12 protein-coding genes are annotated in these 14792 nt (G+C 34.8%); 11 read left to right on the top strand and 1 reads right to left on the bottom strand.

What is annotated here, in order from left to right; all coding sequences use genetic code 11:
- The first annotated feature begins 112 nt into the window (after positions 1-112).
- From HWV59_RS01265 to HWV59_RS01215, 11 genes are all read left to right on the top strand, one after another.
- The gene (locus HWV59_RS01265) at positions 113-403 is read left to right on the top strand and encodes a hypothetical protein (RefSeq protein ID WP_175637911.1); all 291 of its coding nucleotides are present in this window, start codon (positions 113-115) and stop codon (positions 401-403) included.
- Between the two features lie 140 nt (positions 404-543).
- Positions 544-1584 carry a hypothetical protein gene (locus tag HWV59_RS01260; protein WP_175637910.1) on the top strand — a complete coding sequence of 347 codons (1041 nt, stop codon included), beginning with the start codon at positions 544-546 and terminating at the stop codon, positions 1582-1584.
- Between the two features lie 341 nt (positions 1585-1925).
- The gene (locus HWV59_RS01255; RefSeq protein WP_047945067.1) at positions 1926-2933 is read left to right on the top strand and encodes a DUF3231 family protein; all 1008 of its coding nucleotides are present in this window, start codon (positions 1926-1928) and stop codon (positions 2931-2933) included.
- Between the two features lie 347 nt (positions 2934-3280).
- Positions 3281-3907 carry a recombinase family protein gene (locus tag HWV59_RS01250; RefSeq protein WP_175637909.1) on the top strand — a complete coding sequence of 209 codons (627 nt, stop codon included), beginning with the start codon at positions 3281-3283 and terminating at the stop codon, positions 3905-3907.
- Positions 3908-4412: 505 nt separating this feature from the next.
- A complete protein-coding gene (locus HWV59_RS01245; RefSeq protein WP_175639956.1) occupies positions 4413-5195 on the top strand; it encodes a transporter substrate-binding domain-containing protein in 783 nt (260 codons plus the stop codon).
- 33 nt (positions 5196-5228) lie between these two features.
- A complete protein-coding gene (locus HWV59_RS01240; protein ID WP_175639955.1) occupies positions 5229-5894 on the top strand; it encodes an amino acid ABC transporter permease in 666 nt (221 codons plus the stop codon).
- Between the two features lie 12 nt (positions 5895-5906).
- The gene (locus HWV59_RS01235; protein ID WP_407941526.1) at positions 5907-6650 is read left to right on the top strand and encodes an amino acid ABC transporter ATP-binding protein; all 744 of its coding nucleotides are present in this window, start codon (positions 5907-5909) and stop codon (positions 6648-6650) included.
- 260 nt (positions 6651-6910) lie between these two features.
- Positions 6911-7789, top strand: coding sequence for a radical SAM/SPASM domain-containing protein (locus tag HWV59_RS01230; RefSeq protein WP_175637908.1), 879 nt, complete (start codon positions 6911-6913; stop codon positions 7787-7789).
- Between the two features lie 232 nt (positions 7790-8021).
- Positions 8022-9428 (top strand): PQQ-dependent sugar dehydrogenase, encoded by a 1407-nt coding sequence (locus HWV59_RS01225; RefSeq protein ID WP_175637907.1) that lies wholly within the window; start codon positions 8022-8024, stop codon positions 9426-9428.
- 649 nt (positions 9429-10077) lie between these two features.
- Positions 10078-12648 carry a lipocalin-like domain-containing protein gene (locus HWV59_RS01220; RefSeq protein WP_175637906.1) on the top strand — a complete coding sequence of 857 codons (2571 nt, stop codon included), beginning with the start codon at positions 10078-10080 and terminating at the stop codon, positions 12646-12648.
- A 177-nt stretch (positions 12649-12825) separates the two neighbouring features.
- The gene (locus HWV59_RS01215) at positions 12826-13476 is read left to right on the top strand and encodes a hypothetical protein (protein WP_175637905.1); all 651 of its coding nucleotides are present in this window, start codon (positions 12826-12828) and stop codon (positions 13474-13476) included.
- Positions 13477-13608: 132 nt separating this feature from the next.
- On the opposite strand, the gene solA is transcribed toward HWV59_RS01215, so the two are convergent.
- The gene (solA, locus tag HWV59_RS01210; RefSeq protein WP_235991646.1) at positions 13609-14751 is read right to left on the bottom strand and encodes an N-methyl-L-tryptophan oxidase; all 1143 of its coding nucleotides are present in this window, start codon (positions 14749-14751) and stop codon (positions 13609-13611) included.
- Between the last annotated feature and the right edge of the window lie 41 nt (positions 14752-14792).

Below are 14792 nucleotides of genomic sequence, written 5' to 3'. Positions count from 1 at the left end.
ATTATTGCCTAGTGTTAAATTTGTTAAACGTAAAATAAATAATGAATAAAAAATAATTAACAAACAAAACATACTTAACACAACGATAATTGAAAGGAGTTGAACCATCAAGATGAAAAATATACCAGCTAATAAGGGTTCTTTATTGGTAGATGTTTTTTCAAATCTAATAGCTGATTTAGTAGTACACAATACTGATGTTTATAAGAATCTTATTGATGATTGGGGTGGTGAAAGATGTTTTTACGATGACCCAACATATTTATCGGAGGAAGATTTGGAGGATTATCTTTTTGAACTTGAATTAGAAGATACCCAAGAAGAGTTGTTAAATGACCCATTATACAGAAAACAAAAAGAAGCGGAAGAAGAAGTTTTATTAGAACTTAGAGCGATGGAATAATTTTGTCTGTATAACATCGTATTGTCAGTAAAATTTTATCCCTTACAAATCATTTAACATAATTAACAAAAAAACATTGAAAGGGGTTAAAACATGAATATCCTCGATAAAAACTATTAATTGAAAAGGATGTATTTATTTTGTTTGATACAATTAGAGCAAATGTCAATGTTGATATACCTCTTGAGAGCATAGACCAACTTCGTAAGGAAGAAAAACATCAATTATTTTTGAAAAATAGTAATGTTAATGAATATAAACGATTACCATATAATGTAACTGTCCAAGAAAGTGTAACAATAAAAACAGGTGAAATATATTATTCAATTTTTATAAGAAAACACCGTATTCCATTCATTAACTATTATTCAAAAAGCAGGGTGTTAATTATTGAAGTGTCTATTCCAAAATATTTGTTTGGTGAAAACTTCACAATGATTAAACTAGCAGACTTGAACGATTTTTGGAACAAATTAAATGCCGATATGTATGACCTTTTTGGAATAAAAATAAAACAGGGTGAATGGAATGTAAAAAGGTTGGATTGTTGCTATAACTTAGATGTAACCCTGTCTGATTACACTCTCAAGGATTGGATACAACACGTTTCTACGCTTTCGTTTCCATATAAAAATAACAAAAAATTATCAGAAGATAAGTCTATTCCTACAGGTGTAGAATACAGAGCAAGTTCTAAAAGTAGTCATAAAATAATGTTTTACGATAAACAAGCAGAGATATTGGCGAATGAAAAGCGGGTAGAGGAAAGGGCTAAAGATATTTTAAGGATTGAGATTAGAACATCTAAAAATGAACGGGATAAATATTCTAGCTCAAATAAACTTGTAGATTATTTAACGCTAGAATTTTATAAGTGGATAATGGAAAAGCATAAAATAAATGAGAAGTTGAAAAGCATTAACCAATCAAAAAAGATTGATAAAAATAATAAGAGAAAAAATTACGAGCAGCTCATAGAAAAATACGGCATAACACAAGTGGAAACTCTGATAGGGCATCAAGAGTTAATCAACGAGTTTGGACAGGAGATTCAACATCTATACACTGAATCCACCTATAAGAATAGGAAGAAAGTAGAGCGTAAAATGATGGAAGGTCTCAATGAGCCAAAAGCTAAAGTAACAAAAGAAGTGTTTATTGATTACACACTGTTTGAATAGAATTAACTGCTAAAGCGAGATCCCTACAAAAGCCAATAGATATGCCTAAAATCAACATTGCATATATTCAATGAAATTCAAGTTTCATTAGAAAAGGCGATTCCAAAAAATAAATTGGATTCGCCCTTTGTTATTGAACTAACGGATAGTTTAAGTACAATATTTCACAAACTTTTTTAAAGTCCCCCATTGCTGAATATTTGAAAAGCCCTCTTAGTTATGATATCTCCCTTGACAAACCAAAAAATTATTAATTTTCCATGCAATAATACATAATTGATAAAAAAATACCAGATACTTGTTATAGAATATAAAATTAATCTTAAAAAGGAATTGATTATATGGATAATAAAAAGGCTGCAAAGTTAACTGCGGGTGAGTTAGCACACTGTTGGGAACAGTTCATGAATAATAGTATGTCAAATGTTGTTTTGGAGTATCTTACCCTAACATCAGAACTAGAAGAAGTTAAATCTCTTTGTAGTGAGGCGGTTTCTATTTCTAAATCTGCTGTACAATTTTTTGAATCTGTTCTACGAAGTGAAAACTATCCAATCCCTAAAGGCTTTAACATTAAAGATGATTTAAACCCAAATGCCCCTAAGATGTATACGGATGTTTTTATACTATTTTATTTAAATAATATGTCTAAAATTGGAATGTCCTTAACAAGTATGGCACTATCCGATTCAGTAAGGGAGGATATCCGCAATTTTTTCCATGAACAATTAAAAAACGTTTCAAATTTATTTGAACGTACAACAACTATTCTATTAGAAAAGGGAGTATTTGTAAGACCTCCTTCAATTACCTCCACTCATGAAACAAACCCAATTGCAGATAAAGGATTTTTGGGTAACTTCTTTAATGATAATCGAGAATTAACGGCAAGAGAAGCAAATGAGCTACACAAAAATGTTTTTATGAATTATATTGGTAAAAACTTATTAATTGGATTTATACAATCTACATCTAATCAGCAATTAATGAGTTTATTGCAACATGGAAAAGAATTATCTTTAAATATTATAGACAAATTAGGTGATATTTTAGTTCAAAATGATTTGCCTATTTCAATGACTTGGGATACGAATGTTTTGGATGGTAAAACATCTCCTTTTTCAGATAAATTAATATCTTATCTATTAGACCAACTTAATCGTGATGGTATCGCCAGTTATGGATATAGTGCAGCAGTAAGTATCCGAAAAGATTTAAAAACTACATATGCAAAGATAATTGCAGATGTGTATCAATATGAAGAAAATATAAAAACCTTTATGATAAAAAATGAGTGGATGGAGAAACCTCCTGTTGCACTAAATAGAGATAAGCTTGCTCAAGACTAAAAAAAAATAAAGCTACCAAAGTACGGTAGCTTTTTTGTTTTTCAAAGGAGTATTCCAAATCTCCTTTAAGAAATGGTGAGTGTACTAGATATATGAAAGCCATTATTCCACTAACCTGCTCCGTTAGTTTAACAATAAATGGTACATAAATGTTAGTCAATATTTTCATGGCTAACCATGTTTGAATAAGTACACCTTTATAAACATAAATAAATCCTTAAAAACATAGCGTTATCACGTTTATAAAAATATAAAATTAATATATAAACGTTTATAAAATAAACAACACTTTTATAAACACTTGTGATATAATTTATGTATCAACTAACGAAGGAGATACAAACATCATGAGTAAAAAAACATTTGGCTACATTCGTGTATCAAGTAAAGACCAAAACATAGACCGTCAGCTTACAGAACTAATTGAATTAGGTGTTAATGAGCGTGACATATTTATTGATAAACAAAGCGGTAAAAATTTTGATAGACCACAATATCAAGCTTTAAAAATACAATTACGTGAAGGTGACCTTCTATATATCAAGTCAATTGACCGTTTCGGTAGAAATTCAAAAGAAATAAAAAAAGAGTGGGAATATATTACTCAAGAAATTAAAGCGGATATAAAAGTAATAGATATGCCTTTATTGGATACAACACAACATAAAGACACATTAGGGACGTTTGTAAGTGATTTAGTGTTACAAGTGCTATCGTTCATGGCAGAAACCGAGCGTGAGAATATACGTAAGCGACAAGCCGAAGGTATAGCGGTAGCAAGAGCGAAGGGTAAACAATTAGGTAGACCTACCATGTCACTAGAAACGCTCACAGACGAGCAAATAGACACGTTAAAAGCAAATTATTTTAGATGGAAGAAAAAAGAGATTACTGCGGTAATGTTAATGGAAATGTTAGAACTGAAAAAGAATACATTTTATAAAATAATTAAAGAATATGAAGAAACGTTTTAGGCACTCATGGAGTGCTTTTTTTCTGATTAGCGGGGTTAGTTTACAGAAAAAGTTAAAGGAGAAATCTTTTTAATGACAGTAGTACATCAACGTACAAATTCATGTTATATTTTACGAAACGAGTGCTACTTAAAAAGGCAAGTCAGTTAGATTAAACTAACTCGCCTTTTATGGAAAGGAAACTTATATTGATATATATAAGTGGGTATCAAATTCAACTTTGTTCTTTGTTTGTTTTCGGTGAACCGTATCATAAATAAATTACTTAAAATTTATCTACATGTGGTAAAAAAAGGGCAGAAGTTGCCCCCTCTATGAAACTACCCTATTACATAAATGAAATGCATATAAATGTATGTGTTCTACAAAGAGTGTCAGGCCCATTAAAGGTGCCTGACACTCTTTTGTTTAGTCGGCAAATGAATAGGGTATTTACCTTCAAAGTAAGATACTTAACTAGGTGAATTGTAGAAATAAATGAGAGGGAAAGGGATTGATAGCCAACATGCAGTTGAATAAAAAGTTACTATTGGTTTTCAGTTTTATTATGATCTGCCTTTTATCTGCTTGTGCTGAGAAGGAGGAGCTTGCGGACGGATCTAAACTAATACATAAAAATCAATTTGTTTTTGCTGCTTCTGGTGAGTTTAAGCCATTTAGTTATATAAATGATGATCTCACCATGTCAGGCTTTGATATTGAGGTTGGAGAAGCCATTGCAAAAGAAATGGACCTTGAGCCGGTTCAGAAGCGAATTAAATTTAAAGGGATTGTAGAAGGGGTAAAAACAGGCCGTGCGGATGCAGCGGTTGCTAGCCATACGATTAATCCGCAGCGGAGCAAACATGTCTCTTTTTCTACCCCCTACTATTATTCTGGACCGCAAATTTTCACTAGACCTGACAGTCAAATTAAGACTGCCAAGGATTTAGCTGGAAAAGAAGTAGCTGTAGCAAAGGGTTCGACCTATGCCAATACAGCTTCTGAGTATACAGACAAAATAAAAACATATGACAGCGATATTACAGCTTTAAAAGCGTTAAGCAGCGGACGTCATGATGCGGTTATTACAGATTTTGTCACTGGGAAAAGTGCTGCGAAGGAAGGGTTTAATATTAAAGGACAGCAATTAATTAATCGTAGTGAACAAGCGATTGTGCTTCCAAAGGATAATCCAAAACTATTGAAGCGAATAAACGAATCGCTGGAGAAACTCCGGGAAAATGGAACTCTAACTCGGATTAGTATTAAATATTTTGGTGAGGACATTACCAATAAACCGGAATAAATCAACACCATGGAAAGAAAGGAAGTAGGTACATTGCCAAGTTTTTCACATTTTTTTGACGTACTAACAGAAACAAAGGGTGTATTCTTAAAAGCTATGCTTTTAACATTAGAGCTAACGGTTGTTTCGATCTTACTCGGAATCGTTATCGGACTTTTCTTTGCTTTATTAAAAATCTCTAAAATAAAAATACTAGAACTTATTTCAGATACATATGTCTATTTGGTCCGCGGAACACCGCTGATTGTTCAAATATTTATCCTCTACTTCGGAATAAGTGGAATTTTCCTGCTTCCTGACTTCTGGGCTGCTTCATTTGCACTGGCGTTACATAATGGTGCCTATATTTCTGAAATCCTTCGAGGAGCGATTCAGGCAGTCGACAAAGGTCAGATGGAGGCAGGACGCTCTTTGGGGATGACAAAAGCACTGACATTAAGGAGGATTATTCTTCCGCAGGCATTCCGTCGGGCGCTGCCGTCTTTAGGCAACCAATTTATCATAGGCTTAAAAGATTCTTCATTAGCTGCATTTATCTCGATGAATGAGCTGTTCAATGTGGCAACAACATTAGGGTCCAATAATTTTGATGAAATGACCTATTTACTCATTGTAGCAATATACTATTTATTACTAGTAGCGCTAATGACATTCCTAGTAAAAAGATTTGAACTGAAATTAGCAGTAAGCGATAGATAGGAGGCGAGGACATTGGGCACAAAGGAAATGATCAAGATAAATCAATTGAATAAATCATTTGGAGATCTACATGTATTAAAAAATATCAATATGACAGTTTTCGAAAGTGATGTCGTTTGTTTAGTAGGAGCGAGCGGCTCAGGGAAAAGTACCCTCCTTCGCTGTTTGAACTTTTTAGAAAAAAAGGATAACGGCAATATAATAATTGAAGGAAATGAGGTCGACCCAGGTACTGATAACCTCAATAAGATTAGGGAAAAGATAGGCATGGTATTTCAACATTTCAACTTATTTCCACACAAAACTGTTTTGGAAAATATTATCGAGGCTCCTATAACGGTAAAAGGGGTTGAAAAGAAGAAGGCGATCCTCAAAGCAAAACAATTACTGAATAAAGTAGGTTTGGAGGATAAGTCAGATGTCTATCCTAGTAAACTATCAGGTGGGCAAAAGCAAAGGGTGGCAATTGCGAGGGCACTTGCGATGGAACCAGACATTATGCTTTTTGATGAGCCCACTTCTGCACTCGACCCAGAGCTTGTGGGAGAGGTTTTAAAAACCATGAAAGAATTAGCTGAAGAAGGAATGACGATGGTTGTTGTCACCCATGAAATGGGATTTGCTAGAGAAGTAGCGGATTGGATTGTGTACATGCACGATGGGAAAATTATTGAGCGCGGTAACCCTGAGCAATTTTTCAACCATCCGAAAGAGGAGAGAACTCAGGAGTTTTTAAAGACGACAATGCTGAAATAAAAATACGAGGTCCTGTCTATATATTTAGGTAGGACCTCGTATTTTATTGTGCTTCAACTTTTTAGTCCTTATAAATCCCTTTAATCATCTTTTTAGTCCTTATAAATCAATTTAATCATCTTTTTCTCTACAAATGAAGGTATATAGGTAATGGCAGTTTCCTTTAATAAGCATGTATGCATTTATAAAAAAATATGCTGTAATAGTGATAGGATAATAATTCATCTTGTTCGAAGTAGTCAAAGAATTGAGGAATTGATGTGAAAAAATTTAAGAAGTTTTATTTAGAGATTACTAGTGTATGTAATCTTGCATGCAGCTTTTGTCCACCAACAGAACGACAGAAGCAATTTATTTCTGTGGAGGATTTTTCTAAGAGATTAGACCAAATAAAACCGCACACAAATTATATTTATTTACATGTAAAAGGTGAGCCGTTGCTCCATCCTAAAATAGACCAATTGTTAGAGTTAAGTCATGAAAAGGGATTTAAAGTTAATATTACAACCAATGGAACATTGATTAATAAAAAGAGAGAAAAGTTATTAAATAAGCCTGCGCTAAGACAGATGAATTTCTCACTCCATAGCTTTGATGGCCATATTGGTTCTAAAGATAAGGAAGGGTATGTGAGAAGTATTCTTTCTTTTATTAAAGAAGCAACCAGCCAATCAGAAATGATTGTTTCCCTGCGATTATGGAACCTTACACAAGACAATGTGACTAATATTGAAAGAAAACGAAACAGAGAATTACTAGAAATAATTGAGAAAGAATTTGATTTAGACTACAAAATTGAAGAGAAGGTCGTACCTGGAAGCGGCGTGAAAATTGCGGACCGCATCTTTATCAATCAAGATTACGAGTTTCAGTGGCCTGCGTTACATGAAGAAGAAGATGACGGGAAGGGCTTCTGCTATGGCATGCGAAATCAAGCAGGTATTTTAGCAAATGGGACTGTTATTCCGTGTTGTCTGGATGGTGAGGGAGTTATCAATCTTGGAAATATTAATGATCATTCATTTTCTGATATTATCGAGATGGATAGAGCTAAAAACCTTGTAGATGGCTTTTCACGAAGAGTGGCAGTAGAGGAACTTTGTAGAAAATGCGGATATCGCAAAAGGTTTGGAAAATAGGTAGGCAAATGGCTAGGATTTAATAAGTTTGATAGAGTCAGTTCAACTCATTACCTCATTTAAAATAAATCAGTGAAAAGGGATGCTTCCTAATAATTGGCATCCTTTTTTTATTCTCAAAAATTTGGAAGCTTAAGGACCTAGGTTAGATTCCCTGGTCCAATTAGGTACTTATAGAACAGTTCTAATCATATTCTTATAAAAGAAAAAAATAAGAAGGAGGTCAAGCTAGTTGAAAAATATAAAAGTCAGATTACAGCCTATTGTAAGTAAGATAAATTTACCCACTGTTTTGAAAACAACTATACTTCCAGGTGACACAATTGAAAGGTTATTTATTGCAACCCAGGTAGGAGAGATCTTTTATATCGGAAACGGGGATATTAGGACTTTTTTAGATATTCGCACGCAAGTCATAAAACTAGGTACTTCTAGTGGTGGATACGATGAACGGGGATTGCTAGGGCTAGCGTTTCATCCGAATTTTTATTATAACGGTCTGTTTTATCTTCATTATTCAGTAGCCGGAACACAAGGTCCTGGTGCTCATCCTGAGGATTTTAAACCTGACCCGTGTGATCCTAGAACTTTAAATCTAAGATGGGTAAACAGAGAAACTCAATATGATCATATTGATACAGTTGAAGAATGGATTTTACAATCAAATGGTCAGCCTCAAAAACTACGTACATTACTTAACTTAAGAAGACCATTTTCAAATCATAATGGTTTCAATAGTTTAAATTTCTCACCTGAAACAGGAAAACTTGTTTTAACAACCGGAGATGGTGGGGCAGGCTATGATCCATTTAACTTAAGTCAAGACAATTTGGAAATCGCCGGTAAAATAATTGAAATTGATGTAGGTAAGAATACAACCATCAAAAATCCACCCATTGTCACTCGTTTTAATGAACTTCCTCCAACTATTCAGGATACGCTCACGGTAATGGCCAAAGGGGTTCGTAATATTCCGGGCATTTCATTTCAACGGTTTAATCATCAGTATATTAAATATGCAGGGAATGTCGGACAGGATTTGGTCGAGTCGATTTTTTCATTTGTTCTTTATAAACCCATACCGGTTACACAGCTTGTTCAAACTGGTTTCATATATTCTGAGCAAGAAGGATGTATTAACTTTGGCTGGCGGGGGTGGGAAGGTGATTTTCCTACTTCTACCATAAGTGGCTGTACTAATAATCCGACTTTAGATGAGAAAACTATTGCTTATTACAATGAAACAGTAGCACTTTCAGGGAGTCGTCTTCAGCCTTTAACTAGCTATTTTCATAAAGATACCAGACCCAATAAGTTTGGGGGAACTGCACTTACAGGAATTCAAGCCTATATGGGGAATAGAATCCCTGGCTTAACAGGAAGTGTTGTATTTACCGATCTTGCCCGGAAAGAATCTCAACCCCAGGTTAGAGGTGCTTTAGCTTATACCAGATTGAGGCCAGACGGTAAACAAAGTGATTTTAGTATGATTCAAACCGATTATGATTTTGGGTCTCAATCAGCCTTTTATGTTAATTTGGGAACGAATTTAAATCAAACTAGATTATATTTGGGGGTTTATGGCTCAATGAAAGTGACTGATTTTAACCAAGGCACTGTTTTTGAAATCGTTAATTGAAATCCAAATTAAAACCAAGGGAGCAATCGGATTCCCTTGGTTATTTATTTTCTAAAAGGTCGAATTATGAAGGTTTTTTCTTTCGAATTTTTGGGTGTAGGTTAAAAAATTCATTGTATTCAAAATGGTAATATAAAAATGTTTACCATCCCCCTAATTTTTAGTTTCTATTAGTTAACAATTGGTTCGTAGTAATTTTAATAGAATTTGGTACAACTTGTACGTTCATGTAAGTTTCTTCGTTGAGGACTAGGTATAAAGAAACATTGAGATTATTATAGATTTATAGTATTGTTTAATTGACAGTAACTTACTAACCTACATATGTAAACGCTTCATAGTTGTAAGTATAACTTTTTGTGGATTGGAGGTTATATAAGAATAACAAGAAAGTTAATGTTAATTAGTGGTACGTACAATTATTTAGTTTTAGTTATTCATTCAGTTAATTTTCGTATTTGAAGACATCCTTTTTTCGCTATTTTTCATAATGAATAGGAGCGCCCTTTATATTCGGAATATTATGAATCTTTAATTCCTAAAACATAAAGGTTAAGGCTAGTTTTATCGTGGTTATGCAGGGAGGAATGGGAGTTGAAAAAAGTGGATACGTTTTCATTTTCTATAACAAAGGAGGAGAAGGAAAGAAATGAAAGGTTATTTTAAAAGCATCATATCTGTGTTTCTAATAACTTTGTTGTTAATACCAAGCAGTGCCCTAGGTAAAAAGGAGACAAGTAATTCTGAACCACCCGAATTTAGAAATGCGTCTGTTCATGATCCTTCAATCATTAAAGACCCTAAAACGGGGACTTACTATGTGTATGGTTCACACATTGATGGGGCTAAGTCAACGGACTTAATCAATTGGGATAGATTTACGAATGGATATTCTACTCCAAATAATAAAGTATATGGAGATTTATCAGCAAACTTGGCGGAGTCATTTAAATGGGCAGGAGAAAATGATTCAGACAGCAGGGGCGGATTTGCAGTTTGGGCTCCAGATGTGTTTTGGAATAAACATTATGTAAATGAAGATGGTACAAAGGGTGCCTATATGATTTATTATAGTGTGTCTTCCACTTATATCCGTTCTGCCATCGGTATAGCGGTTTCGAAGAATATTGAAGGACCATTTAAATATGTAGATACCATTATGTATTCAGGATTTACCAGCAATGAAGCATATGATCGAAACAGTAATGTAAATAAACATTGGGAGAATACGAATATCGCAGATCTTATTAAAGATGGTGTGATCGATGAAGTTAATCCTGATTGGTTTACGGAAAGTGGTGCATTTAATAACAAGCTTTACACCAATGCAATAGACGCTAATATCCTTCAAGGTAAAAATAATAAGTTATATATGACTTACGGTTCCTGGTCAGGCGGAACCTTTATTTTAGAATTAGATAAGAAAACAGGGCTGCCAAAGTATCCTGGAAAAGATGGAAAAACAGAAGATGGAAGAATGATTGATAGATATTTTGGTACAAAAATTGCTTCTGGCTACGGAAGATCGGCTGAAGGAACTTATGCTGTATACGATAAGGAAACACGTTATTATTATCTATACATCACGTATGGCGGTTTAGCTTCTGATGGCGGCTATCAGATGAGGCCGTTTAGATCCAAGAATCCTGATGGTCCATATGTCGATGCAAAAGGAAATGCTGCTGTTTTCCCAGAATCATTCGATATAGGAGTTGGAAACTTCCCGGGTAATGACGATCATAAAGATATCGGTAATAAAATGATAGGGAACTTCCTATTTAAAAGAGACCTTGGTGAAGAAGGAACAGGAATTGGTACAGGCTACCTTTCTCCAGGTCATAACTCTTATCTAATTGACGATGAACTAGACAAGGAATTCATCGTTACTCATACTCGTTTCCCACAACAAGGGGAAATGCACGAAGTTCGTGTACACCAAACATTTAAGAACAAAGATCAATGGCCGGTACCAACACCATACCGCTATGCTGGAGAAACAATTGAGAAGGTTTCCGAAGCGGATGTAACGGGTGACTATAAATACATTAACCATGGCAAGGAAATTACAGGTGACTTAACAGAGTCAACATGGGTAAAATTGAACGAAGATCACACCATTTCTGGTGCAGTAACAGGTACATGGGAACTTTATGGAAATTACAAAGCGAAATTAACCATTGATAATGAAGGTACGTATGATGGTGTGTTCATCCGCCAATATGATCCTACTTCTCAGAAATGGGTTATGACATTTAGTGCAATGTCAAATGAAGGGATTGTCGTTTGGGGAAGTCATGTGGAAGCATCTTCTGATGAGAAATTAGTACAGGCAATTAAACAAGAGTTAATGACTACTTTCCCATCAACAGTGATTAGCAATATAACACTTCCAACAGTTGCAACAAGAGGAGCTCAAATTACATGGGAATCTTCTAATCCGGAGGTAGTGTCTAATGAAGGAGTGGTTACAAGACCGGATCCTGGCTCTGAAGATGCTGAGGTTAACTTAACAGGGACGATTACATTAGGAGATGCGACAGAAATACTAACCGTAACTGTGACAGTGAAGGCAAAGGAAGAAGGCGGCTTATCGGCTTTCTACGATTTTAATGAAGGTTTTAAAGACAGCTCTGGTAAAAAAGCGGACGCAACCGTGACTGGCAATCGACTTAATAATACAGGCGGAAATATTACATTTGCTGAAGGTAAGGTGGGACAAGCTGCTCAATTCGATGGGGAATCAGGACTGAAATTAGCTGATGGCTTAATTACAGGTGATACTTACTCTGTATCAATGTGGTTAAAGCCGGAGCAAATCACTGAATTTACAACCTCATTCTTTGGGGCAGAAACATTGAATCATTGGGTCAGTATCGTACCAAAAACCGGATGGGGTAATACAATGGTTTGGTCACACAACGGTGATCAATGGTATGATGCTGTAACAGATACCACCATACCTGAAGGTCAGTGGTCACATCTTACTTTAACGGTCCAGGAAGGACATGCTGTATTTTATATCAATGGAGTGGCTAAATACACAGGCGACAATTTCCCGAATGTATTTACTTCTCTTGATGCTGAATTTGGTTTAGGTGTTAACTATTGGGATACTCCTTTCAAAGGATTGATGGATGAAGTGCGTCTGTATGATGGAGTAGCCATCCCGGCAACAGAAGTACAATCACTTTACCAAAATCCAAGTGGATTAACTGAATAAACGTGAAAATAATTATCCCCTTTTGTCTATTGCAGAACAAAAGGGGATTTTTTTCGTATAAATATAACCAGATAGATGAAGCAGACATAGACATTACCTTCATATGTGGCTATTATTTCATAAGGGAAAGAATTTTATTTTATAAAGAATTAGTTTCAGATAGTAGGAGGTTTAATCTTGAAAAATATAATATATTTTATGTTTGGAAAGCCATACATAGAAAGTAAGTTTTATAGGTTTACCTACTGGTTTGGTGTCGGATTTTATTTTTTTGCATTGCTATTATTTATCATTCAAGCCATTTCATTTGGAGGAGGGGTCTTTATCCTGTTTCCAGCAATCGCCTTTCCTCTAATTTTTAGACTAGTTTATAAATTGAGTACACAAACACATAAATCATTTAAAGGTTTGAATAAACGGGTCATTATAATTCTAGGGATAGTTCTAGGAGGAACCATAGGGCTATTCACCGTTATTACCTTGGTCGTTACCTTTATTTTTGGAGATAATGTAGTGATAAATATGAACAAAACAACAACCAATGGAGAAGTTAATGTATCTATTGGTTCATTAAAGGGTAATCATGAAGTTGAAACTTTTGAAATCAATGAAACAGTTAACGGAACTATGACTATTCCTTTTGAAGCTTCGGTTGAAGAAGGGGAATATACTATATATGTTGAACATTCAGATGAGAAAATTTGGGAAGATACAATATCTTCAGTAAAAAATGGAGTAATAAGATTTGATGGGAAAAAAGGCATTTATACTATTAGTGTTTATACAGATGAAGCTAAGAAAATAAAATTGAGCCTTTCGTTGTATTAAGAGACCGTCAAAACTGAGGGTCTTTTTTTTCTTAGAGTTTAAGATGTATAAAAAATAAGCTTAAGATATGAATATAATGGAAGCCGAAGATTTAGCTTAATATCTTCGGCTTTTTATAGGGTAATTTCATTATTACAAACCAAACCTCTTTAGTGAAAATATGGAAAGATCAAACTTGCTTTGTCCGTTCACAGCCAACTCGCTCAATACTTCTCCCATCACGCTTGAAAACTTAAAACCATGTCCGGAAAAGCCGCAGGCAAAAATGATGCTTTTATTTTCAGGGTGGTGATCAATGATAAAGTGATTGTCACTTGATATTGTATATAGGCATGTTTTTCCTTGTTTTAACGGTCCGTTTGCTTCAGGCATATAGGTTTTAAGGAAAAAACGAAGATCTTCTTCATCTGATTCATACTGTCCAAAATTCTGAGTATGCTTGTTGGGATCAATTCCTTGTCCACCATCAGATCTTCCAATTTTAAGACCTGTTCCATTTACATTAGGAAATCCATAACACATATTGTCTTTATCCTCTATATAAAAAGATGGAAAGTTAGCAGCATCATATAGGTCAGTAGGTGTATCAAACCAGCCAAAGGCTTTACGGGTTGGCTGAATGGGAAGTTTTAGATCTGGTAACAGTTTGGAAGCCCAAGCCCCAACTGTTACGATGGCCTTTTTAGCCCGGAATACCTTGTTTTTCGTTGTGATTTTGATACCAGATGAGTCATTTGATTCAATTTGCTGAACAGGAGTATTTGTCACTAATTGTGCACCATTTTTAATCGCAATGTCTTTATAGGCTTGAATGGCATTCTCACTGAAGAGTAACCCTGACTCTGCTTCAAAGCATCCGATAAAATGGTCCGGTACAGAGAAACCTGGCCACTTCTCTTTTACCTCACGACTATCCATTACCTCTAATGGCAATTCGTATTTGTTTGCAGCAGCAATTGTTTCCTGAAGAAAGGCAGAATCTCTTGGTCCGAGTCCTATAACTCCTGTTTTCTCAAAAATCTTATAGTCTGTTTGTTCTTCTAATTCTTCCCATAATTGCTGAGCGCGTTTTACTAAACTTACATACTGTCTACCTTCGCCATATGCATGCCGAATCATGCGGGTATCTCCGTGATGACTTCCACGATTATGAGGAGGATCGAAGGCATCAATTAAAACAGTCTTTACTTGCTGCTGAGCTAAGAAGGCACCAGCAGCCATTCCCATCGTGCCAGCACCAATAATTGCAACATCAAAAATAAGTTCATTCTCCAAGATATTTAATCTCCAATCTGCCTTATTCATTTGTTTTTATG

The sequence above is a fragment of the Metabacillus schmidteae genome, from assembly GCF_903166545.1.
Classification (GTDB): Bacteria; Bacillota; Bacilli; order Bacillales; family Bacillaceae; genus Metabacillus; species Metabacillus schmidteae.
The sequence above is the reverse complement of the archived record's forward strand: the minus strand, read 5'-3'. Positions and strand labels throughout refer to the sequence as shown.

Bases quoted from the DNA above. Each gene is read 5' to 3' on its own strand.
- HWV59_RS01250 (WP_175637909.1), top strand. From the start codon at position 3,281: ATGAGTAAAAAAACATTTGGCTACATTCGTGTATCAAGTAAAGACCAA.
- HWV59_RS01265 (WP_175637911.1), top strand. From the start codon at position 113: ATGAAAAATATACCAGCTAATAAGGGTTCTTTATTGGTAGATGTTTTT.
- HWV59_RS01255 (WP_047945067.1), top strand. From the start codon at position 1,926: ATGGATAATAAAAAGGCTGCAAAGTTAACTGCGGGTGAGTTAGCACAC.
- HWV59_RS01245 (WP_175639956.1), top strand. From the start codon at position 4,413: ATGCAGTTGAATAAAAAGTTACTATTGGTTTTCAGTTTTATTATGATC.
- HWV59_RS01220 (WP_175637906.1), top strand. From the start codon at position 10,078: ATGAAAGGTTATTTTAAAAGCATCATATCTGTGTTTCTAATAACTTTG.